This is a genomic window from Microbispora sp. KK1-11 (assembly GCF_006874435.1).
Lineage (GTDB): Bacteria > Actinomycetota > Actinomycetes > Streptosporangiales > Streptosporangiaceae > Microbispora > Microbispora catharanthi.
Window position 1 is genome coordinate 1 of the sequence record NZ_VIRJ01000014.1, and the last position, 21,917, is coordinate 21,917.

At 70.3% G+C, this 21,917-nt stretch carries 25 protein-coding genes and 1 tRNA gene; 14 read left to right on the forward strand and 12 right to left on the reverse strand.

Features of this window, described 5'->3' with window-relative positions; genetic code table 11:
• From FLW16_RS20565 to nth, 4 genes are all read right to left on the reverse strand, one after another.
• Positions 1–220 (reverse strand): transposase (locus tag FLW16_RS20565; RefSeq protein ID WP_142561900.1); only part of this gene is annotated, 220 nt, incomplete at its 3' end.
• Positions 221–276: 56 nt separating this feature from the next.
• Positions 277–1,467 carry a MarP family serine protease gene (locus tag FLW16_RS20570; protein WP_142561734.1) on the reverse strand — a complete coding sequence of 397 codons (1,191 nt, stop codon included), beginning with the start codon at positions 1,465–1,467 and terminating at the stop codon, positions 277–279.
• Between the two features lie 88 nt (positions 1,468–1,555).
• Entirely contained in the window at positions 1,556–2,230 is a 675-nt protein-coding gene (locus FLW16_RS20575) for a CoA pyrophosphatase (protein WP_142561735.1), read from the reverse strand.
• A 77-nt stretch (positions 2,231–2,307) separates the two neighbouring features.
• On the reverse strand, positions 2,308–3,045 hold the full coding sequence (gene nth, locus FLW16_RS20580; protein WP_142561736.1) for an endonuclease III: 738 nt from the start codon (positions 3,043–3,045) through the stop codon (positions 2,308–2,310).
• Positions 3,046–3,386: 341 nt separating this feature from the next.
• Here nth and FLW16_RS20585 point away from each other — a divergent pair, with 341 nt between their 5' ends.
• Entirely contained in the window at positions 3,387–4,067 is a 681-nt protein-coding gene (locus tag FLW16_RS20585) for a Crp/Fnr family transcriptional regulator (RefSeq protein WP_030506761.1), read from the forward strand.
• Between the two features lie 7 nt (positions 4,068–4,074).
• Here the strand turns inward: FLW16_RS20585 and FLW16_RS20590 are convergent, their stop codons facing one another.
• From FLW16_RS20590 to FLW16_RS20610, 5 genes are all read right to left on the reverse strand, one after another.
• Entirely contained in the window at positions 4,075–4,896 is an 822-nt protein-coding gene (locus FLW16_RS20590) for an MBL fold metallo-hydrolase (RefSeq protein ID WP_396686673.1), read from the reverse strand.
• Entirely contained in the window at positions 4,893–5,717 is an 825-nt protein-coding gene (locus tag FLW16_RS20595) for an NUDIX domain-containing protein (protein ID WP_142561737.1), read from the reverse strand. Before FLW16_RS20595 ends, FLW16_RS20590 begins: the two co-directional genes overlap by 4 nt.
• A gap of 94 nt (positions 5,718–5,811) precedes the next feature.
• Positions 5,812–6,273 (reverse strand): RidA family protein, encoded by a 462-nt coding sequence (locus tag FLW16_RS20600; RefSeq protein ID WP_142561738.1) that lies wholly within the window; start codon positions 6,271–6,273, stop codon positions 5,812–5,814.
• Positions 6,273–6,425 carry a DUF4177 domain-containing protein gene (locus tag FLW16_RS20605; protein ID WP_076440089.1) on the reverse strand — a complete coding sequence of 51 codons (153 nt, stop codon included), beginning with the start codon at positions 6,423–6,425 and terminating at the stop codon, positions 6,273–6,275. Before FLW16_RS20605 ends, FLW16_RS20600 begins: the two co-directional genes overlap by 1 nt.
• A 37-nt stretch (positions 6,426–6,462) precedes the next feature.
• Complete coding sequence (locus FLW16_RS20610) at positions 6,463–7,386, reverse strand: slipin family protein (RefSeq protein WP_142561739.1); 924 nt, start codon at positions 7,384–7,386, stop codon at positions 6,463–6,465.
• Between the two features lie 228 nt (positions 7,387–7,614).
• On the opposite strand from FLW16_RS20610, the gene FLW16_RS20615 reads away from it, so the two are divergent.
• Together FLW16_RS20615 and FLW16_RS20620 are read left to right on the forward strand one after the other, a co-directional pair.
• Positions 7,615–8,655 carry an ArsA-related P-loop ATPase gene (locus tag FLW16_RS20615; protein ID WP_142561740.1) on the forward strand — a complete coding sequence of 347 codons (1,041 nt, stop codon included), beginning with the start codon at positions 7,615–7,617 and terminating at the stop codon, positions 8,653–8,655.
• A 52-nt stretch (positions 8,656–8,707) separates the two neighbouring features.
• Positions 8,708–9,847, forward strand: coding sequence for an ArsA family ATPase (locus tag FLW16_RS20620; RefSeq protein ID WP_142561741.1), 1,140 nt, complete (start codon positions 8,708–8,710; stop codon positions 9,845–9,847).
• 48 nt (positions 9,848–9,895) lie between these two features.
• Here FLW16_RS20620 and FLW16_RS20625 read toward each other — a convergent pair whose 3' ends face one another.
• Positions 9,896–10,192 (reverse strand): WhiB family transcriptional regulator, encoded by a 297-nt coding sequence (locus tag FLW16_RS20625; protein ID WP_030506755.1) that lies wholly within the window; start codon positions 10,190–10,192, stop codon positions 9,896–9,898.
• A 366-nt stretch (positions 10,193–10,558) separates the two neighbouring features.
• Between FLW16_RS20625 and FLW16_RS20630 the strand changes: the two genes are divergently transcribed.
• Positions 10,559–12,694 (forward strand): transglycosylase domain-containing protein, encoded by a 2,136-nt coding sequence (locus tag FLW16_RS20630; RefSeq protein ID WP_312847148.1) that lies wholly within the window; start codon positions 10,559–10,561, stop codon positions 12,692–12,694.
• A gap of 131 nt (positions 12,695–12,825) precedes the next feature.
• On the opposite strand, the gene FLW16_RS20635 is transcribed toward FLW16_RS20630, so the two are convergent.
• The gene (locus FLW16_RS20635; protein WP_142561743.1) at positions 12,826–13,281 is read right to left on the reverse strand and encodes a GatB/YqeY domain-containing protein; all 456 of its coding nucleotides are present in this window, start codon (positions 13,279–13,281) and stop codon (positions 12,826–12,828) included.
• A gap of 80 nt (positions 13,282–13,361) precedes the next feature.
• On the opposite strand from FLW16_RS20635, the gene FLW16_RS20640 reads away from it, so the two are divergent.
• Positions 13,362–14,294: a metallophosphoesterase gene (locus FLW16_RS20640; RefSeq protein WP_142561744.1), complete on the forward strand. Its 933-nt coding sequence runs from the start codon at positions 13,362–13,364 to the stop codon at positions 14,292–14,294.
• A gap of 36 nt (positions 14,295–14,330) precedes the next feature.
• Positions 14,331–14,407 (forward strand) — tRNA-Pro (locus FLW16_RS20645).
• A gap of 59 nt (positions 14,408–14,466) precedes the next feature.
• Here the strand turns inward: FLW16_RS20645 and FLW16_RS20650 are convergent.
• On the reverse strand, positions 14,467–14,805 hold the full coding sequence (locus FLW16_RS20650) for a replication-relaxation family protein (RefSeq protein ID WP_142561745.1): 339 nt from the start codon (positions 14,803–14,805) through the stop codon (positions 14,467–14,469).
• A gap of 335 nt (positions 14,806–15,140) precedes the next feature.
• On the opposite strand from FLW16_RS20650, the gene FLW16_RS20655 reads away from it, so the two are divergent.
• The 8 genes from FLW16_RS20655 (at position 15,141) to FLW16_RS20695 (ending at position 21,883) form a co-directional block, all read left to right on the forward strand.
• Positions 15,141–15,434, forward strand: coding sequence for a DUF2795 domain-containing protein (locus FLW16_RS20655; protein ID WP_142561746.1), 294 nt, complete (start codon positions 15,141–15,143; stop codon positions 15,432–15,434).
• A 760-nt stretch (positions 15,435–16,194) separates the two neighbouring features.
• The gene (locus tag FLW16_RS20665; RefSeq protein WP_185949523.1) at positions 16,195–16,767 is read left to right on the forward strand and encodes a TetR/AcrR family transcriptional regulator; all 573 of its coding nucleotides are present in this window, start codon (positions 16,195–16,197) and stop codon (positions 16,765–16,767) included.
• Positions 16,768–16,843: 76 nt separating this feature from the next.
• Positions 16,844–17,359 carry a cupin domain-containing protein gene (locus FLW16_RS20670; RefSeq protein WP_142561748.1) on the forward strand — a complete coding sequence of 172 codons (516 nt, stop codon included), beginning with the start codon at positions 16,844–16,846 and terminating at the stop codon, positions 17,357–17,359.
• The gene (locus FLW16_RS20675) at positions 17,356–17,721 is read left to right on the forward strand and encodes a DoxX family protein (RefSeq protein WP_221891187.1); all 366 of its coding nucleotides are present in this window, start codon (positions 17,356–17,358) and stop codon (positions 17,719–17,721) included. The genes FLW16_RS20670 and FLW16_RS20675 overlap by 4 nt, the downstream gene beginning before the upstream one ends.
• Positions 17,722–18,105: 384 nt before the next feature.
• A complete protein-coding gene (locus tag FLW16_RS20680; RefSeq protein ID WP_221891188.1) occupies positions 18,106–19,689 on the forward strand; it encodes a carboxylesterase/lipase family protein in 1,584 nt (527 codons plus the stop codon).
• Between the two features lie 263 nt (positions 19,690–19,952).
• Positions 19,953–20,954 (forward strand): NAD-dependent epimerase/dehydratase family protein, encoded by a 1,002-nt coding sequence (locus FLW16_RS20685; protein WP_142561750.1) that lies wholly within the window; start codon positions 19,953–19,955, stop codon positions 20,952–20,954.
• Positions 20,955–21,063: 109 nt separating this feature from the next.
• A complete protein-coding gene (locus FLW16_RS20690) occupies positions 21,064–21,363 on the forward strand; it encodes a helix-turn-helix transcriptional regulator (RefSeq protein ID WP_185949524.1) in 300 nt (99 codons plus the stop codon).
• Entirely contained in the window at positions 21,353–21,883 is a 531-nt protein-coding gene (locus FLW16_RS20695) for a YbaK/EbsC family protein (RefSeq protein ID WP_142561751.1), read from the forward strand. Before FLW16_RS20690 ends, FLW16_RS20695 begins: the two co-directional genes overlap by 11 nt.
• Positions 21,884–21,917: the final 34 nt, after the last annotated feature.

Genomic DNA, 21,917 nt, shown 5'->3' on the forward strand with positions numbered 1-21,917 from the left:
TTCCGTCAGCTGACCAGCGGCGATGCCGCTTGTACACCGTCAGCCACGGTCCGAAGCGTTCTGGCAGGTCCCGCCACGGCACTCCGGTCCGCGCCCGGTACAGCACGCCGTTGATGACCGTGCGGTGATCACTCCACCTGCCACCGCGTGCTCCCGCGGGTGGGAGCAACGGCTTCAGCCGCTCCCACTCCGCGTTGGTTAAGTCCCCTCGGCCTCCCACACCGACCAGGGTGGAAGCCACACCGTGATCACGTCAGGAAATCCGAGAAACAGGACCTAGTCGCAGTCCTGGGTCCCCACGCGGACGACGGCGGCGCTGCCGTCGTTGGCGTCGGGCATGACCTCCTCCGCCGTGAGGGCGTAGCCCGTCTCGGGCTGGTCCGTGGCGGCGGCGAAGATCACTCCGAACACCCGCCCGTCCGGGCTCAGCAGCGGCCCGCCCGAGTTGCCCGGCTGGACCTTGCCCCGGATGGCGTAGACCTCGCGCTCCACCCTGCGCTGGTTGTAGATGTCGTACGACTCGGCGCGCTGCTTGATCCTGACGCGCGCGGCGAGCGGCGTGAAGGGGTGTCCCTTCGGGTAACCGGCGATGATCGCGCTGTCGCCCTTGTCGGCGTTCATGTCGAAGCGCAGCGCGTTGATCGGGAGACCCGGGACGAGCAGGATCGCGATGTCACGCTCGGGGTTGTACAGGACGACCCGGGCGTCATACTGGTTGCCCTCGTAGTCGGTCACCCGCAGCCCCTCGGTGACCCCGGCGACGACGTGCGCGTTGGTCATGATCCGCTGCCGCGCGTAGACGAACCCGGTTCCCTCGATGCGCTTGCGGCAGCTCGGGGCCGTGCCCTGCACCTTGACGATCGCCCTGCGGGCCCGGACGAGGGCGGGGCTGCTGTTGATCAGGCTCTGGTCCGGCGGGGGCACGTTCTGGCCGCCGATGGAGGTGATGACCTGCGGCCACTCCGACGTGTTGACGAAGTCCCTGAACGGCTTCTGCATGGCCCGCACGCCGTCAGGAATGGCCTCGTCGACCGTCTGCCACACGACGGATCCGTTGATCTGGTCCTTGACCAGCGGCTGGCCGATGCTCATCGAGACCATCAGGGAGCCGATCAGCCAGGCGATGGCCAGAACCGACAGTCCGCTGGCGACCGAGCCGCCGAAGGCGTCGACGGCCTTGGCCGGCTCCCATGTGACGTGGCTGCGGGCCACCGCGCCGATCGTCGAGGACGCGAACTGCCCGATCGTCGCCGCCAGGAAGACGATGACGATGGCTAACAGCGCCCTCTCGATGTCGCCGCTGACGATCGCTCCGGCCAGGGGCGGCGCGATGAACAGCCCCAGGATGGCGCCGCCGATGAATCCGATGAAGCTGAAGGCCCCGATGATGAAGCCCTGCCGGTAACCGGATACCGCAAAGGCCACCACCAGGCCGATCAGGATGAGATCCAGAAGATCGCCGCGCACAGTTTCCACGGTATAGCCACGCCACTCGTCGTGTGCGGGCGTCTGCCGGGTCTCGTCGCCATACGCGGCGTACGAGCACCCCGGCGGCTCAGCCCCGCGCGGCCAAGTCGAGGACCTCGGGAGGAAGATCCTCGACCCGTGAGCGGTCCCAGGGACGCTCGAAGCCGGCCGCGGTCAGCACGCCGTCCAGCACGCCGGCGGTGAACCCCCACACGAGCAGGCCGCGTACGCGGAACGCCACGGAGGGGCCGACGCCGCGCGGGTGGCGCAGCCGCAGCCGGTTGGCCGGGTCCACCAGCTCCGCGACCGGCACCCGCTCGACGGTCTCGACCTCGTCGGGAGACGCGGCGTGCACCGCGCAGGGCGTGTGCCACCAGGCGAGCACGGGCGTCACCCGGTTGTCGCTGCGCCAGACGTAGAGCTCGGGCATGGTCCCGACGACCTCGACGCCCGAAGGGTCGAGCCCGGTCTCCTCCTGGGCCTCGCGCAGGGCCGCGCCGATCGGGCCGTCGTCGCCGGGATCGACGCCGCCGCCGGGGAACGCGGGCTGGCCGGCGTGCACCCGGCCCTTCGAACTGCGCTGGATGAGCAGGATGTCGGGCCCTTCCGGCCCCTCGCCGAACAGCAACAGCACCGCCGCCGAGCGGCCGGCGCCGTTCGCGGGCGGCCGCAACGCGGTGGGAACAGGGCTGTGCGCGGCCTTCGCGGCCAGCTCCGTCAACCAAGGGGGAGCCACGACCACCTCCACATCATCACACCGCATCTCACACCGGGCACGCCAGGGCCCAGGCGTGCCGTACAACCACGCGAGAGCACGCGAGCTTCCCGATCACCGCATATTCACGAGAACGGACCCGGCCGCACCAGTGTGCGCGCCTCGTCCGCGTCCGTGGGGCCGGTGCCGTACGACGGGCAGAGCGCGGCGAGCGGGCACACGCCGCAGGCGGGCTTCCTGGCGTGGCAGATGCGCCGGCCGTGCCAGATCAGCCGATGCGACAGCATCGTCCACTCGGACTTGGGGATCAGCTCGCCGACCTCGTGCTCGATCTTCACGGGATCGGTCTCGGTCGTCCAGCCGAAGCGCCTCGTCAGCCGCTGGAAGTGCGTGTCCACGGTGATGCCGGGGACGTCGAAGGCGTTGCCGAGCACGACGTTCGCGGTCTTGCGGCCCACGCCGGGAAGCTTGACCAGGTCGGCCAGCTTGCCCGGAACCTCCCCCTTGTGGTGTTCGCAGAGGGCCTGCGCCATGCCGATGATGCTGTTGGCCTTCGCCCGGAAGAACCCGGTCGACTTGATGATCTCCTCGAGTTCGGCGCGGTCGGCTCCGGCGTAGTCGGCGGCGGTCCGGTACTTCGCGAAGAGCACCGGAGTGACCATGTTGACCCTCTTGTCGGTGCACTGCGCCGACAGGATCGTGGCGACCAGCAGCTCCAGGGGGTTGCCGAAGTCGAGTTCGCAATGGGCGTCGGGGTAGGTCTCGGCCAGGATCCGGTTGATTCGCCGCGCCCGCCGCACGAGCCCCAGGCGGGTCTCGGCCTGGCGTTGACGCCGTCGGGGAGCGGCCGTGTTCGTCGCCATGCCGCAAGCGTAGGGCCTCGCGTCCCGGGCCCGCGCCCAGAGCATGTCTTGCCATACATGCCACATATGCAGCCTGTATTTGCCAATTTGTCCCTATGGCGCGCAATACACTGTGCCCGTAGGGGGACGACCGGCTGCCCGGCCGGTCGAGTGCGCAATGGGCGTAAGGATAGGTTTCCGCCAAGATTGTGTTGTTTCGCCAGGCACGACGCACACGAGTGCGAGCCGGGAGCTACGCCCATGCGACGTAACGGGACACCCCGTAATGCGTCGTGGAAGGCGTGGGTCACAATGGCTAGCACGGAGCCGGCGACCGAGCGCGCCCGCAGCAAGGAGGCACCGTGAGCACCGAAGAAGTACTGAGCAAGGCGCCGCTGTTCTCCGCGCTCGACCGCGAGAGCGCCGCGGCTCTGCGTACGAGCATCACCGAGGTGGAGCTGCCCAAGGGCCGCACCCTCTTCAGTGAGAACGAGACGGGCGACCGGCTCTACGTGGTGCTCGAAGGCAAGATCAAGCTGGCGCGCACCGCTCCCGACGGCCGGGAGAACCTGCTGAGCGTGCTCGGCCCCGGCGAGATGTTCGGCGAGCTGTCGCTGTTCGACCCTCGCCCGCGTACGGCCTCGGCCATCGCGCTGACCGACGTGCGCCTGGCCGGGCTGGGCCACGACGACCTGAGGCCGTGGCTGACCGGCCGGCCCGAGGTCGCCCTTCACCTGCTGCGCGCCCTGGCCCAGCGGCTGCGCCGCACCAACGACGTGCTCGCGGACCTCGTCTTCACCGACGTGCCCGGCCGCGTCGCCAAGCAGCTCCTCGACCTGGCCGACCGCTTCGGGCAGAAGACCGACGACGGCATCCGGGTGCACCACGACCTCACCCAGGAGGAGCTCGCCCAGCTCGTGGGCGCCTCGCGGGAGACGGTCAACAAGGCCCTGGCCGACTTCGCCCAGCGCGGCTGGCTGCGCATCGAGGCCAAGGCCGTGGTGATCATGGACAGGGAGCGGCTCTTCAACCGCTCCCGCTGAAGCGACGCTAGAGCGTCTTGAGGTAGTTGAGCTGGGCCGCCACCGACATCTCGGCGGCCGGCCACAGCGACCGGTCCACGTCGGCGTACACCATCTCGACGATGTCGCGCGCGTCCCTGGCGCCCCTGCGGATCGCCTCGCGGATCTGGTCCAGCCGCTCGCGCCGGTGGGCGATGTACGCATCGAGCACCCCGGACGGATCGGGCAGGACGGGCCCGTGACCGGGCAGCAGCACCATGGCCTCCAGCATCTCGGCGCCCTGCCTGAGCCTGTCCAGGCTGCGCAGGTAGTCGCCGAGGTCCCCGTCGGGGGCGATGACGGTCGTCCCCCGGCCGAGGATCGTGTCGCCGGTCAGCATCGCCCGGTCGCCGGGCAGCCAGAAGCACAGCGAGTCGAACGAGTGCCCGGGCGTGCCGACGACCCGCACCTCCACGTCGCCCGCCGTCACCACGTCGCCGTCGGCCAGGCCCTCCTCGCCCAGGCGAAGGCGCGGGTCGAGCGCCCGCACCGGCGCGCCGAGCATCCGCGCGAGCGCCGTCGCGCCCTCGCTGTGGTCGGGGTGGCCGTGCGTGAGCAGGACGGCGGTCACCCGGCGCCCGTCCACCCGCTCGGCGACCCGCCGCAGGTGCGCCTCGTCGTCAGGACCGGGGTCCACCACCAGCACGGTGTCCGTCCCGCCGACGATCCACGTGTTGGTGCCGTCGAGGGTCATCGGCGACGGGTTGGGCGCCAGCACGTTCACGGCGCTCGCCGTGCCCGCGCCGTCAAGACCGCCGGAGCCGTCAAGACCGTCGGCGCCGTCCGGTCCGGGGATGCGCAGGCCGCTCACTCGGCCGCCTTTCCTGTCTCGGGGATCATCAGCACCATCTGCCCGTCCACCTCGGCGGCCTCCGGCAGGACGGTCGTGATCGACCGGGGGCAGGCGAGCACGTCGCCGGCCGACTCGAACGCCGCCATCTCGGCCAGCGTCCGGAAGGTCGGCGGCAGCATGTGCGCCGTTCCCGCCCTCGCGGCGGCCAGCGCGTCCCCCGGGCGCATCCAGGCCACCCCGGACGCCTCCCCTCCCACGTCACGCGTACGCTGCCCGGGAGGCAGAGCCGCCACGAAGAAGCGGGTGTCGAAGCGCCGGGGCTCCACGACCGGGGTGATCCAGTGCGCCCACGCCTTGAGCAGGTCGGACCTGAGCACGAGACCGCGCCGGTCGAGGAACTCGGCGAACGACAGCGTGCGCGCGATCAGCGCGAGGCGGTCGGCCTCCCAGTCGGGGCCCGTCGTGTCCGTCACCACCGTGTCCGGGTCCGGCCCGGCCAGGAGCACGCCCGACTCCTCGAACGTCTCGCGTACGGCGGCGCAGACGAGGCCCCGGGCCGTGCTCTCGTCGGCCCGGAAGACCTCGCCCCACTGGGCGGGCGGGGGGCCCGCCCAGGCCACGATGTGGTCGGCGTCCCGCGGGTCGACCGATCCGCCGGGGAACACGTAGGCGCCGGCGGCGAAGGCCATCGTCGCCTTGCGCCTGAGGAGGTACACCTCCAGGGGGTCGTCACGCAGCAGCACCACCGTGGCCGCGTCCCTGGCGGGGACGGGAGCCAGGCGGCCGGCGAGGATCTCCCGCGCCCGCTCGCCGACCTCGCCGGGCAGCGGAAACCCCATGAGGCCCTCCAGAACAACGATCGGTTCAACCGGTCCCCATGCTCCCCCACGCGTTCACGGAACCGCAAACCCCTGTTCCGGCCGGCCGGACGGGTCAGCGGACCTCCGCGATGACCTCCACCTCGACCGGGGCGTCGAGCGGGAGGACCGCCACGCCGACCGCGCTCCTCGCGTGCTTGCCCGCCTCGCCGAACACCTCGCCGAGCAGCTCGCTGGCGCCGTTGACGACCTGCGGCTGCCCGGTGAAGCCGGGAGCGCTCGCGACGAACCCGACCACCTTCACGATCCGCACGACCTGCGACAGGTCGCCCACCAGCGCCTTGATGGCCGCCAGGGCGTTGACCGCGCAGATGCGCGCCTGTTCCTTGGCCTCCTCGGCCGACACCTCCGCGCCGACCTTGCCGGCGACGGCCAGCTCGCCCTTCACCAGCGGAAGCTGGCCGGAGGTGTAGACGTGGTCGCCCGTCCGTACGGCGGGCACGTACGCGGCCAGCGGGGGCACGACCTCGGGCAGCGCGAGCCCGAGCTCGGCGAGCCGCTCCTCCGGGGTGGCCATCACTTCGGCCGCTTCATGTAGGCGACCAGCTGCTCGGGGTTGGGTCCCGGGATGACCGAGACGAGCTCCCACCCGTCTTCGCCCCAGTTGTCCAGAATCTGCTTCGTGGCGTGCGTGAGCAACGGCACGGTGACGTATTCCCACTTGGTCATGGGCAAAGGCTATCGAGGCACGGCACGCCGGAGGTGCTCAGGAACGCGGTTCGGTCCGCGGGGCGTGGGCGGGCACGTCGAACGCCGTTCCCGGCAGGTCGGCCGGGGCGTCGATGGCGGGCAGCTCCTCCAGCGCCTCCTCCACCGGCTCGGGCTCCCCCGCCTCGGTCCTCTGCTCGGCGGCGGGCGTCTCGGCCGCGGGGGCCATCTTGTCGAAGAAACGCAGCAGCTCGACCGGCAGCGGCATGACCAGGGTGCTGTTCTTCTCCGCCGCGACCTCCACCACGGTCTGCAGCATGCGCAGTTGCAGGGCCGCCGGGTCGGACGACATCTGCCGCGCGGCGGCGGCCAGCCGCTTGGACGCCTGGAACTCGCCGTCGGCCGTGATGATCCGCGCGCGCCGCTCCCGCTCGGCCTCCGCCTGCCGGGACATCGACCGCTTCATGCCCTCGGGCAGCGCCACGTCCTTGATCTCGACCCGCTCGATCCTGATGCCCCACGGCCCCTCGGTCGGCTCGTCGATGACGGCTTTGAGCTGGGCGTTCAGCGCGTCCCTGTCCGACAGCAACTGGTCCAGCTCCGACTGGCCGATCACCGACCGCAGCGACGTCTGCGCCACCTGGGAGACCGCGAAGAGGTAGTTCTGGACGTTCACGACCGCCTTGATCGGGTCGATCACCCGGAAGTAGACCACCGCGTCGACGCGGACGGAAACGTTGTCCCTTGTGATGCCCTCCTGCGCGGGCACTCCCATCGTGACGATCTGCATGTTCACTTTTTGCATGCGGTCGACGATCGGGACGATCAGGTGCAGTCCGGGGCCCCGCACCTCCTGCTGGATGCGGCCGAGCCGGAACACGATCCCGGTCTCGTACTGCTGGACGACACGCACACCCCGGGCCACCGCGACGAGCAGAGCGAAGCCCAGGACCACGACCAGCGTCAACAGCACCGACTCCATGGCCGGCACCTCCTTCGTCGACCGGATTGGGCAAACGCCCGTTGGCGAACCCTTACCCAATCGACGCGCAAGCCGTACCTCGGGTTCCGGCTCTGGACGACCCCCGCGAATCGGCAGGTAACCCTTGGGTAGCCTTCCTCACGTGGGCGAGTGGAGCAGGCACGCCGACGGGAACCACCGCGCGACGACCCGCGCACGCGATCTCGCCGGCCGTCCGGAGGAGGCACGGTGAGTCAGCCGACCAGCAGTCGCGGCGGGAGCAACGGGGAGGCCCGTGACACCGACTGGGACGGCGTGCGCCTGCACATAGTGAGCGGCAAGGGCGGCACCGGGAAGACCACGGTCGCCGCCGCGCTCGCGCTGGCCCTGGCGGCGGGCGGGCGCAAGGTGCTGCTCGTCGAGGTCGAGGGACGGCAGGGCATCGCCCAGGCGTTCGACCTGCCGCCGCTGCCGTACGAGGAACGCAAGATCGCCGTGGCGCCCGGCGGCGGGGACGTGTACGCGCTGGCCGTCGACCCCGAAGAGGCCATGCTCGAATATCTCGAGATGTTCTACGGCATCAAGCGCGTGGGTAAGGCGCTGACCCGCATGGGTGTGGTCGACTTCGCCACGACCATCGCCCCCGGCCTGCGGGACGTCCTGGTCACCGGCAAGACCAGCGAGGCCGTACGGCGCCGCGACAAGCTGGGCCGGAGGGTGTACGACGCGATCGTCATGGACGCGCCGCCGACCGGCAGGATCGCCCGCTTCCTCAACGTGACGCAGGAGGTCGCCGGGCTTGCCCGGGTCGGGCCCATCAAGAACCACGCCGATCTGGTGCGGGGCGTCCTCGCCTCCCCGGAGACGGCGGTCCACTTCGTGACGCTGCTTGAGGAGATGCCCGTCCAGGAGACGCTGGACGGCATCGAGGAGCTGCGCACGACCGGCCTGCCGGTGGGCGGCGTGTTCGTCAACATGGTGCGCCCCGCCGGGCTGCCCGAGGGCGTGCTCGAGGCGGCCTGCCAGGGCCGGTTCGACTCCGCCGAGCTCGCGCTCGGCCTCAAGGCGGCCGGGCTGACGGACGGCAGGACCGACACCTCCGCGGTCGCGGAGGCGCTCGCCCGGGAGGTGTGCGAACACGCCCTGCGGACCGAGCTGGAAAAGCGCGAGCGCGTCGCGCTGGAGGAGGCCGCCGTTCCCCGCTACGACCTGCCGCTGCTGCCCGACGGCGCCGACCTGGCCGGGCTCTACGAGCTCGCCGACGCGCTGCGGGCCCAGTGTGTCGCGTGAACTGTGCGCGGCGTGACCTTCTGATCGAGTGCATCGAGTGAGAGGCTGAGCTGTGACGAGGACGGCGCCCGCGCTGGACATCGACGCGATCTTGGATGATCCGGACACCCGGATCATCGTGTGCTGCGGCTCGGGCGGTGTCGGCAAGACCACGACGGCCGCGGCCCTCGGGCTGCGCGCCGCCGAGCGGGGCCGCTCGGTGGTCGTCCTGACCGTGGACCCCGCCAGGCGGCTGGCCCAGGCCATGGGCCTGACCGAGCTCGACAACACCCCCAGGCGCGTAGACGGTGTGAACGGCGACGGAGAGGCCGGCGGCGAGCTGCACGCGATGATGCTCGACATGAAGCGGACCTTCGACGAGATCATCGAGGCCCACGCCGACCCCGAGCGCGCCCAGCAGATCCTGACGAACCCCTTCTACCAGTCGTTGTCGTCCAGCTTCTCCGGCACGCAGGAGTACATGGCCATGGAGAAGCTGGGCCAGTTGCGCCGCTCGAACGAGTGGGACCTGATCGTGGTGGACACCCCGCCGTCACGGTCGGCGCTCGACTTCCTCGACGCCCCCGAGCGCCTCGGCCGGTTCCTCGACGGCAGGCTGATCCGCATCCTCACGGCACCGGCCAAGGCCGGCGGGCGCAGCGCGTTCAAGCTGCTCAACGCCGGCTTCGGGATGGTCGCGGGCATTCTGACCAAGGTGATCGGGGCCCAGGTGCTCCGGGACATCCAGATGTTCGTCACCGCGCTCGACGCGGTGTTCGGCGGTTTCCGCCAGCGCGCCGAGCAGACGTACCGGCTGCTGCAAGCCCCCGGCACGGCGTTCGTCGTCGTCGCCGCACCGGAGCGCGACGCGATGCGCGAGGCGTCCTACTTCGTGGAGCGGCTGGCCGACGAGCGCATGCCGCTGGCCGGGCTCGTCGTCAACCGCGTGCACCGGCCGCTGGCGCCCTCGCTGTCGGCGGCGCGCAGCTCCGCTGCCGCCGAGGACCTGGACGCCAGGGGTGAGCACGAGCTCACCGCGGCCGTGCTGCGGTTGCACGCCGGAAGGATGCAGCTCGCCTCACGGGAGCAGCGCCAGCAGGAGCACTTCACCTCGGCCCATCCGACGGTGCCCATCGCGCAGGTGCCCGCGATGCCCGAAGACGTGCACGATCTGGCGGGACTGCGCCAGATCGGGCAACTTCTCGCGTCCTGAAGACGTGACATCCGGCGTCCCGCTTCGGCGAGGGACGCCGCGCCGGGCTCAGCCGGCGATCAGCTCGTTGGTCCGCTCGTACTCTTCCTTGGCGGACTCCAGCAGGTCGCGCCAAGACTCCACGTCCGGCCTGCGCCTGAGCAGCGCGCGCCGTTCCCTCTCCGTCATCCCGCCCCACACCCCGAACTCGATGCGGTTGTCCAGCGCATCGGCGAGGCATTCGGTACGGACGGGGCATCCACGACAGATGAGCTTGGCCCGGTTCTGGGCGGCGCCTTGCACGAAGAGTGCGTCAGGATCCGCACCTCGGCAGGCGGCACGGGAGGTCCAATCCGTGATCCACATGTTCGACCCCACTCCCCTTAGGTGGTCAGTCGTCGTTTCGGCCGACGGGCGCGGGCGTCGGGCCTCCTGGTTGCAGTAGCCGCAGAGGAGAAAGTACGCAACGAAACGATCGAACCGACATACCCCGGGGGGACCAAATTCGTGCATGGTCATGTCAGGCCATGTGGCCGGGAATGACTAGTCCCCCCCGCCGGAGGGTAATGCGGACCTGTGAGGTCGATGCCGGGAGAGTCACCAAACGGACGTACCCTTGGATCCGTGCAAGCTCACGGCAAAACTCTGGCATCCCGGACAGGTGCGGCCCTGCGCCTCGTCGGTGCAGCGGGCGTCGCGGGAGTGCTGGCGGCGGCGATTGCACTACCCGCCGTGGGCGGGGCCGGTGTGACGGTCAAGTCGAGCATCGAGACCCTGAGCCTCAAGCCGGCGGACCTCAACGAACCACCGCTGCCCGAGAAGACGGTCCTGCTCGACGCGGACGGCAAGCAGATCGCCCAGTTCTACTTCGAGAACCGGGAATCGGTCCCCATGGACCGCATCGCGCCGATCATGCAGAAGGCGATCGTGGCGATCGAGGACTTCCGCTTCTACCAGCACGGCCCGCTCGACGTCGAGGGCACGACCCGCGCGCTGGTCAGGAACATCACGACCGGCGGGGTGACCCAGGGCGGCTCGTCCATCACCCAGCAGTACGTGAAGCAGGTCCTCTACAACAAGGCGGAGACCGACGAGGAGAAGGCCGCCGCCGTCGCGCCGACCGTCGGGCGCAAGCTCAACGAGATCCGCTACGCGATGGGCATCGAGAAGAAGTACAGCAAGGACGAGATCCTCAACCGCTATCTCAACATCGCCTACTTCGGCGCCAGCGCGTACGGCATCGAGGCGGCGTCCAAGCGCTTCTTCGGCAAGCACGCCTCCGAGCTGAGCCTGAGCGAGGCCGCCACGCTGGCGGGAGCCGTCCAGGACCCGAACGCCACCGACCCCAACCGGGGCAAGGAGTTCCGTGACCGGCTGCTGGCCCGGCGCAACGTCGTGCTCGACCGCATGGCCGAACTGAAGATCATCACCGAGGCCGATCGCGACGCGGCCAAGAAGAAGAAGCTGGGGTGGAAGGACAAGGAGATCCCCGGCGGCTGCGAGGAGAGCGACTACCCGTACTTCTGCCTGTACGTGCGCAACGAGATCCTCAACGACACACAGTTCGGCAAGACGCAGAAGGCCCGGCAGGACTTCCTGGCCCGCGGCGGCCTGACGATCAGGACCACGCTGAGCCGGAAGATGCAGACGTCCGCGGAGAAGGCCATCAAGAAGTACGTCTTCCCGAGCGACAAGCCGGTCGCCTCCGAGGCGCTCGTCGAGCCCGGCACGGGAGCCATCAAGGCGATGGCCTCCAGCCGGAAGTTCGGCACCAGCAAGAAGAAGAACGAGATGTCGATCAACGTCGTCGCGGACGGCCTGCACGGCGGCGGCACGGGCTTCCAGGCCGGATCGACCTTCAAGATGTTCACTCTGGTGACGGCGCTGAAGGAAGGCTACAAGTTCAACGACGGCTTCAACGTGGGCAGCACCTACACGGCGCCCAGCTACTCCGCGTTCAAGGACTGCAAGGGCAACTCCGTGGGCGACATCAAGACCCCACTGCACAACGCGGAGGGCCACGGCGGGTTCCTGACCCTGCAGACCGGCACCTGGGGCTCGGTGAACACCTTCTTCCTCACCCTTGAGCAGAAGGTCGGCCTCTGCGACGTCGTGAAGACCGCCAAGGACTTCGGCATCAAGCGCGCCGACGGCGGCAAGCTCCAGGAGTTCGAGCCGTTCACGCTCGGCTTCAACGAGATGGACCCGGTCACCGTCGCCACGGCGTACGCGACGCTGGGCGCCCGCGGCAAGTACTGCGCGCCGATGGCCATCACCGAGATCACCGACCGCTTCAACAAGGTGACCTCGTTCAAGCCCAAGTGCAAGCAGGCCGTCGAGGCCGAGGTCGCCGACGCGGCCACGAGCATCCTGTCCGGTGTGTTCACCAAGGGCACCATGTCCGCTGTCGGCGGCATCGGCAGGGACGCGGCCGGCAAGACCGGTACGGGCGACGTCTCCCGGACCGTCTGGTTCGCCGGTTTCACCCCTGACCTGGCCGGCGCGGTCAGCCTCGGCGACCCGCGCGGCCCGGTCCGCTACCCGCTGAGCAACCGCGTCATCGGCGGCCGGTCGTACGGCTCGGTCTTCGGCGCCAGCATCCCGGGCCCGATCTGGAAGGCGACCTTCCTGTCGGCACTCAAGGGCGTCGACGCCTCGTCGTTCGTCAAGCCGGACATGTCGAGGTTCGGCGGCTGCGCCCACCAGTGCGCTCCCCCGCCGAAGCCGAAGTCCGACCGGGGCGGCGGCGACGGTCCGGGTGGCGACGGCCGTGGCAACGGCCATGGCGGCGGTCCCGGCAACGGCCGTGGCGGTGGCCACGGTGGCGGCCACGGCGGCGGCGGCTCGCCCTTCGACCCGTTCGGGTGATCCTTTTCCCGATGGGCCGCTCCTCTCGCAGGGGAGCGGCCCATCGCCGTTTCCGGCCTCGGGCCGTCAGGCGGGTTCCCGGCCCCGGCCGGGCGCGCCGTTCCCGGTCCGGCGCCGGACGCCCGCGGCCGTCAGGCGGACAGGCGGGCGCGTACGGCCTGGGCGACCCGGCCGCCCTCGGCGCGGCCCGCGACCTTCGGGTTCAGGATCTTCATGACCTGGCCCATGGCCTTGGGGCCCTGCGCGCCGCTCTCGGCGATCGCCTCGTCGACGAGCACGTTCAGCTCGTCGTCGCTCAGCTGGGCGGGGAGGTACTCCTCCAGGACCGCCTGCTCGTCCAGCTCCGCCTGGGCCTGCTCGGCCCGCCCGGCGCCCGCAAACGCCTCGGAGGCCTCCCGGCGCTTCTTGGCCTCGCGGGTCAGCACCTTGATCACCTCGTCGTCGGAGAGCTCGCGGGCCTCCTTGCCGGCGACCTCCTCGACGTTGACGGCGGCCAGAGCCATCCGGATGGTCCGGAGCCGTACCTCGTCACGGGCCTTCATCGAGGCCGCGAGGTCGGCCTTCAGCTTGTCCTTCAACGCACTCATGCGTCCATCTTGCCGCGCCCGGGCTCCCGTCTTCGCCAGGTTATGCGGGAGGCGGGCCGTACGTCGGGCATCATGGCTGTGTGAGGAAAGCAGCCGCGATTCCCCTGTCCATCCTCGGCCTCGGCGTGGCCGGTGTCGGCTACGCCTCGGTGATCGAGCGAAACTGGTTCCGGCTGCGCCGGTTCGACGTCCCCGTGCTGGCTCCTGGCCAGCGGCCGGTCCGGATCCTGCAGATCTCCGACCTGCACCTCACGCCCCGGCGCCACCGGCTGATCAACTGGGTGCGTTCGCTGGCCTCCCTCAACCCCGACCTCGTCGTGAACACCGGCGACACGCTGGCGCACCCCGACGCGGTCGAGTCGTACATGTACGCCGTGGAACCGCTGCTCGACCGGCCGGGCCTGTTCGTCTACGGCTCCAACGACCTCTACGCCCCCCGGCCGAAGAACCCCGTCCGCTATTTGTGGCGTACGTCCAAGGGGGACTCCCGGCAGCACGTGCCGACCCTGCCGTGGGCCGAGCTGGGCGCCGCGATGCGGGAGGCCGGCTGGCTGGACATGAACAACGCGACGGCCCGCCTCAAGGTGGCCGACCTCGACGTCCACGTGGGCGGCATCCACGACTCCCACATCGACCGGGACCGGTACGACGAGATCGCGGGCCAGACCCCCGTGGACGCCGACCTGCGGCTCGGCGTCATGCACTCGCCCGAGCCGCGCAACATGTCGCGGTTCGCCCAGGACGGGTATCAGTTGCTGCTGGCCGGGCACACCCACGGCGGACAGTTGTGCATTCCCTTCTACGGCGCCCTGGTGACCAACTGCGGCATCGACCGCGCCCGCGTCAAGGGGCTGAGCAGGCACGAGAGCTCCTGGCTGCACGTCTCGGCCGGGCTCGGCACCTCGCCGTACGCGCCCGCGCGCTTCGCCTGCCCGCCCGAGGCGACCCTGCTGACGCTCGTCCCCCGCCGCCCCGTCGTGCCGGATGACACAAGCAGCCGCAAAGTCCGCTAGACTTGCCGAGGCGCAGGACGAAAAGTCCAATGCGACCGGGGTGTAGCGCAGCTTGGCAGCGCGCTTCGTTCGGGACGAAGAGGCCGTGGGTTCAAATCCCGCCACCCCGACCATGTAGTTGCAGGTCAAGGGCCTGATCGCTGGAGACAGCGATCAGGCCCTTGCTCGTTCGTTAGCGTGGCATTAGTGGTTTGAACCCGATTACATAGCCGTTAGCAACCCCACGCAGCCCTGAAAGCACCCGCCCCTGCGCCCAGTCGGCGTTGGAGATAGACGATGAAGTCGACGGCCTCGCCGACCAGGCGGAACAGCCTTCCAAGGCCAGTACGGCGGCGCGGGCCTCTCCCAGGACGTAGTGCCAGGGTGCGGAGCCGAGAGGGAGCCGGGGGCGGAAGCGGTCGAGCGCGCCGAGGCGGTTCAGCGTGACCAGGCGGTGGCGGCCGGTGTGGTCGTTGTCGAACGCAGCCTGGAGGAGCTGGTGGGTGGTCAGGACCTCGCGGGTCCAGACCATACGGAGCAGGCGCCGGTCGTGGCTACGACAAACTCGCCGTCCGCTACCAAGCCGCCATCCACATAACCGCTATCAACGACTGGCTCACCAGGCTTTGAGACAGGCCCTAGACCTGATGCGGATTCTCTCCGGGGTGGCGGGACGGCCGGCCATCGCGGTCGGCGAGTGACCAGAGCGCGAGTGCCCGGGGCCTCGGGTGCCCGCGCATGCTTTTCCCCGGCACGACAAACGGACATTAGGGGTGAAATACCGTGTAGTTTCCTGATGGCCGGGGTAACGGGAGACGGATGGAGGTGGTGGCCACGCCAACCACACCGATCTCCTAGGAGGACGCCGTGAGCGTCGACGACATCATCCGCGAGGCCCTGTCCAGCGTGGACTTTCCCGCGGACAAACAGTCGCTGGTCCAGCAGGCGGCCGACGCCGGCGCTTCCGAACAGGCGCTGCGGCTGCTGCGGGCATTACCGCTCGGCACATACGCCAACAAGGCGGAGGTGCTGCGATCCGTCCCCCGGGATCCCGACGAGGAAGAGGGACTCTCACCGGCCGAACTCGCGCGCAGGGCCCGAGAACGCACCGGCAAGGGCCGGGGACGGGTAGCCGAGCACCTGCGGGAGCCCAAATCGTGACGACCGAGGGCAGCCGGGGCATATCAGCGGATGTGTTTCATTTATGGGCGAGCGCCAGGTAGCGGTCGTCGTCGTAGCCGAGCATGGTCCCAGCCGGCGGCCTCCAGCAGCGGGCGAAGGTTCCGCTCGGCCCGTACGTCGTCGGGTGAGGGAGTGGCCGCGCTGGGCCGCCAGTACGGCACGGCCCACGGCATGGAACAGCGCGAGCCGCCCGCCTGACCGGGTCACCCGCGCCAGCTCGGACAGCACGTCCCCCGGCCTCGGGACGTGCCCGATCAGCCCGGCCGCGAGCACGCCGTCGGCCAGCGGGCGGGAATGTCCGACGGCGTGCAGGGGTACGCCCAACAGCCCCGGGTGACGCGCACGCCGGCCAGGTCGGTCTCCGTGTGCGTGGCACCTGTGAGCAGCGGAATGAGCAGGACCGTGGAAGACGGCAAGGATCTCATGGCGTCAGCCTGTTTCGCGTGGAACCAGCTTTCTCAGGCTCGCGGCGTTGCACGTCCTCCTAGGAGCGTGCCCGTGACTACGCCCTCTGTCGTACGAGGGGAGCCGCCCGTCCGATGGGCGGAGGCCTTCCGGTCGGCCCGGCGACGATCTCGCGCTGACACCGGCACCTCGTGGCGTGTAGGCAGACCTCCGCGGACCGGCGGCGCCCGGGAGCGCTGAATCCGGCGCACAGATGCGGACGACTCAACTTCGCTCTCCCTGGCATCACGGTTCATATCTTTACATTCTGACGATCAAACCCAATACTGTCAGCATGTCAGCCACAATGGGCGCCAGGCGCCTTCAGATCCTGGAGGCGGCCGTCCCGTGTTTCGGCCGCTACGGCTACGCCCGCACGTCGATAGACCTTCTGGCCAAGGCCGCCGGGATGTCTCGGCCCGCGCTGTACCAGCACTTCAAGAGCAAGGAGCACCTGTTCCAGGCGATGGTGGAGTGCGCGTTCGACGTCGCCGACCGGCAGGCCGCCGAGGCGAGCCGCTCCGGCGGAACCTTGGCCGACCGCCTGTACGGCATGCTGGCCGCGCGGCTCGACCTGGTGGCCGGGCCGGAGACGGAGTTCCGCGACGAGGTCCTACGGGAGGCGGAGGCAATCGCGGGCCCCATCGTCACGAGAGCGCGTGAGCGCCTCGTCAGCGCCGTCGAGGACGTGCTCACCTCCGCCGCGCCCCCGCACCTCGGCGCGGAGCTGCCGGCCCACGACGTGGCCCGGCTCCTCGTGGACGCCCTCACCGGCATCGAGCTGGCCCGCGGACCCATCGACGAGTTGCGCGGACGCCTGCGCCAGCTCGTCGAACTCACCGTCCGCGGCCTCGGCGCCCCTGTCTGAAGGTTTCACGCCCGAATCCGAAGGTCTCGCCCGCTCTGAAGATGTCCGTGCCCGATCGATCCTGAAGGAGGATCCCATGTCCCTGCTCTCCCCCGGATACGGCGAAGCCGTCGTCGTACGCGCCGCCGAGGCCGAGACGCTCGGCGTCCCGCCCAACACCATGCGCTTACTCGCCGACGGCGACGCCACCTCTCACGCCCTCAGCACCCACCTGATCAGCCTCGGGCCGGGCACCGACGGCGCGATGCCGCACCACCATGACCGTTCGTCCGAGCTGTTCTTCGTGGTGGACGGCTCGGTCGACCTGCTCTGCGGGCAGGAACTGGTGACGGCGGAGCGACATGACGTGGTGATCGTGCCTCCGAAGACGCGGCACGCCTTCGGCGCGTCGGCCGGGCGTACCGCGGAGCTGCTCGTGGTCGTCGCCCCCGGCGTCGAACGCTTCGAATATTTCCGTGGCCTGTTCGAGCTGGCCACCGGCACCGGCTCACTGGAACAGGTGCTGGAGATCGGGAAAAGATGCGACACGTTCGTCGCGGAGGCCTCCGACTGGCAGGCGCTCCGGACGGCCTCCCGGGGAGATCGCCGGTGAACGCCATCCTGTGGTGGCTACAGGCCCTCTTCTGCTGCGCGTACCTCGTACACGCCGCCGTGCACGCCTTCCCGCCCGCGGCGCTGCGCCGACGACTCGACGCCGAGGACCGTCCCGGCCTGCGGCTGACCGCCAACCTCACCGAGGCGCTGGGGGGATTCGGGCTGGTCCTGCCCGGACTGCTGCACACCGCGACCTGGCTCACCCCGGCCTCGGCGGCCGGCCTGTTCCTCCTCATGTGCGGCGCTGTCGCCTTCCACGTCACCCGGCGCGAGCACGCCCCGGCCATGCTGCCCGCCGTCCTGGCCGTGGGGCTGGCTTTCCTCACCTACGAGCGGGGCTTCGCGTACCCGCTGGCCTGATCACACCCGCCGAGCAGCCCGCTCGTATGGCAGAGGGTGTGGACGAGCACGCTGCTGAGACGATGTGCAACCCATGGCCCCTACGCTTCGCGAGTCGATGACGCCCGCCGACGGCTCGTCATCGCGGCCAACCTGGCGGCGGACCTTGATCCTCAGTTCGGGTCAGCGGCGGTCTCAGTGACGCCGGCGAACATGCCCGGCTACGCTGCCCGTGGTCCTTGGTCGTGGGGCCGGCCTTCCTCGCATGCCAGCGGGGCCTCGCGCGTCCGCCGAACTGATCCCCGCCGGCGGGCGATACCTTCCGTACGACCGAGGGGGTAGTCGCGAGCACGCTCCTGAGCCGATGTGGAACGCCATGAGCTCCGTAAAGCTGGCGTCGTGCGAATGAAACCGCCGTCACGGATCCTCGCCGCCCTTGTCATGGCCCTGCTTCTTCCCCTGCTCCTTCCGCTGGGCGCAGGTGTCGCGCACGCGGAGGCCGACCCGGCCACCGTGCACATCAGCCAGGGCGTTCTGCGCGGCTTGGTCGCCCCGGACCATCGGACCTTCGCCGGTATCCCGTACGCCGCCCCACCGACCGGTGACCGGCGCTGGCGAGCGCCGGGGCCGGCATCGGCGTGGGCGGGAGTACGGGACGCCACCGAGCCCGGCAGCCCGTGCCCCCAGCTCAGCGGGGATGGTCCGGGCCAGCCGCCGCAGCCGGTCGGCGACGAGGACTGCCTGTTCCTCAACGTCACCACGCCCGCCACCCGGCCGGCCGAGCGGCTTCCCGTCGTGGTCTGGATCCACGGCGGGGGATTCGTGCAGGGTGCGGGCGGCGACTACGACCTAACCCGGATGGCCACCCAGGGCAGGGTCGTCACGGTGACGCTCAACTACCGACTGGGGGCGCTGGGTTTCCTGGACCACCCGGCCATGGACGACCCGTACGCGGGGAACTATGCGCTCGCCGACCAGCAGGCCGCGCTGCGCTGGGTGCGGCGCGACATCGCGGCCTTCGGCGGCGATCCAGGCAATGTCACGATCGCCGGCCAGTCGGCGGGCGGCTTCAGCGTGTGCGCCCATCTGACGGCACCCGGATCGCGTGGCCTGTTCCAGAAGGCGATCGTGCAGAGCGGCCCCTGCGGCAATGCCTTCGTCACCCGGACCGCGGCCCGGCAACGAGCCACGAAGATCGCCGCCGACCTCGGCTGCGCGACCCGAGCGCTCGCGTGCCTGCGCGCCAAGCCGGTCGCTGAGCTGCTCCCCATCCGCTCCGACCAGGTCTTCACCGCGACCGCCCGGATCGGCGACATGCCTTGGATCTTCACCGCGGGCACGCCCGCACTGCCGGCGCAGCCGCTGGAGGGGCTGCGCCGCGGCACCGCCGCTCGGGTGCCCCTCATCCAGGGCAACACCCGTGACGAGATGCGGCCCTTCGTCGCGGTGCAGTTCGACGCGCAGGGCCGGCCCGTGACGGCCCAGCAGTATCCCGAGATCCTCACCGGCCTGTTCGGCGACGGCGCCAGAGCCGTGCTCGAGCGGTATCCGGCCGGCGACCAGCCCAGCCTCGCGCTGGCCGGCGTGCTGACCGACTGGGGCCGCAAGCTCGGAGCCTGCTCCCAGCTGCCCGCGGACGACGCCGCCGCCCGCCGCGCCCCCGTCTACGCCTACGAGTTCGCGGAAAGCTCGGGACAGCAGATCGCCGGCTTCCCGCTCGGCGCCGGGCACGCCGCCGAACTGCCGTACCTCATGGACGGCCCCGGCGCGATCCCGGCGTTCTCCCCCGCGCAGCGTGAGCTGTCACGCGACATGATCGCCTACTGGACGCGGTTCGCGGCGACCGGCGACCCCAACGCGCCCGGGCTGCCCCGCTGGGCGGCCTATCGTTCCGGCGGCCCGGTGCTCTCGCTGGCGTCCGGGCCGCACGGCGTCCGGCCGGTCGACTTCGTGGGAGACCACCACTGCGCCTTCTGGAACCAGCGCTAAGCCTGGGCACTGCCCACGAGAAGAGCGCTCGACGAACAACAGTGCGCGTCATCGCCGCCCGTAGCCGAAACGAATTTGCCCATGATTGCCTCACGGGGCGCTGAAAGCCCGACGTCCCCGCGCCCGGGGTCGCCGGCATCGGGTGGGGGAGGCCCGCTGACGAATCACGGGATGGGACAGATGCCGTCCGGCATGGGTGAACCGGGCGCAGCTTGCAGCCAACCGGGCGATCGGTTCAGGGAAGGGATGAGGAGATTGGCCGTATGAAAATTCTTGTACTCGGTGGTTCGCTGTTCCTCGGCCGCGCGTACGTGACCGAGGCGCGGCGCCGCGGCCATGAGGTGACGACCTTCAACCGGGGTCTCAGCGGCCCCGACGAGCCCGGGGTGGAGGCCGTGCGCGGCGACCGCACCCGTGCGGCCGACCTGGAGCGGCTGGCCGGAGGCCGGCGATGGGACGCGGTGGTGGACACCTCAGGGCAGCAGCCGAGCGACGTCCTGCTCTCGGCCGGGCTCCTGCGCGAGCATGCCGATCACTACACGTTCGTCTCCTCCATCCACGCGTTCACGGACTGGGGGACGCTCCCCGTGAACGAGGATTCCCCGACGTACGACTGCCCGGCCGACACCCCGGCCGGGCAGCCTCCGGGCAACCAGCTGAAGGCCGGGTGCGAGCGCGCAGTGCTGGAGCGGTTTGGCGCGAGCCGGTCGCTCGTCCTCAACTGCGGCCTGCTCGTCGGCCCGCACGAGGACGTCGGCCGGCTGCTGTGGTGGCTGGAGCGGACAGCGCGCGGCGGCGAGGTGCTCGCCCCCGGCGACCCCGGGCGCGCCCTCCAGCTCATCGACGCGCGCGACTTCGCCGTCTTCGGCCTGGACCTGCTCGAGCAGGGTACGGCGGGCAGGTTCCTGACGACCGGCCCGACCGGCTCGACCACGATGAAGGGACTGCTCGACGCCTGCGCCGAAGCGACGGGCGGCACCGCCGAGCTCACCTGGGTCCCGGACGACCGGCTCCTCGCCGCCGGCGTCGAGCCGTGGACGGAACTGCCCCTGTGGACTCCCGACCAGCCCGGGTGGAACGCGATTTGGCAGGCCGACACCTCCCGCGCGCAGGCAGCGGGGCTGCGCTGCCGTCCGATCGCGGAGACCGTCCGCGAAACGTGGGCCTGGATGCGCGAGCGCGGGCCGGCGGCCGGACCGTACCTGCAGGGCACGACCCCGCTCGGCATCGACCCCGGCAAGGAGCGGAAGGTGCTCGCCTGCTAGGTACGTCAGGGCGGCCGCCGGCTTGGAGGGCTGGGAACTCGGATAGCCCTCCAGTCCGGCGCGGTCATGGGTAGACAGGGAGTTAGGCAATTGCCATAATCCCTTTGTATTGGATGTTGATCTGGTGAAGGCGCTGGCCAGTGACAAGCGTTTGCTGATCTTGGAGTGGCTGCGTGACCCCGAACGCCATTTCCCGCCGCAGCGTGACGGCGATCTGGTGCATGACGGCGTCTGCTCCCTGTTCATCGCCCAGAAGCTGGGAGTGGCCCAACCGACCTGCGGCGAGCATCTGAAGGTGCTCGCGCACGCCGGGCTGTTGCGCGGCAAGAAGATCAAGCAATGGGTGTTCTACCAGCGCGACGAAGACCGTATTTCCGAGGCGAAGGAGTTGCTGAGCGGTGAGTGGTGAGGTGAACGGCGGCGTCGCCGCGCCCGAGAGCCTGGACGGAGGGCTCTACGAGCGGTTGGTCGCCGATCTGGAGGCTGCCGGAGCCCGCTACCGCCTTATCGACCACCCGCCGGAGGGACGCACCGAGGTGGTCAGCGCTCTGCGCGGACACGACGTCGCGCACGCCGCCAAGTGCCTGGTCGTGATGGTCAAGGTCGGCAAGAAGCAGAGCCGGTACGTGCTGGCCGTGGTGCCCGGTGATGCCCGCCTGGACCTGCAGGCGGTGAAAGCCCTGCTGGAGGGCACGTACGTCGCCTTCGCCGACCGCGCCAAGGCCGAGGAGCTGGCCGGCGGCGTCAGCGGCACCGTACTGCCGTTCAGCTACCACCCCAAGCTCGAGGTGATCGCCGATCCGGCGCTTCTGCGGGTTCCGGAGCTGTTCTTCAACGCCGCCCGCTTGGACCGCTCGATCGCCCTGGCCACCGACGACTACGTGAAGCTGGCCGCCCCTCGCGTCGCTCCCATCACCACCGCCCCCTGAGCCCGATGCCGTCCTAGGCTCGGCTGCCGCCCGC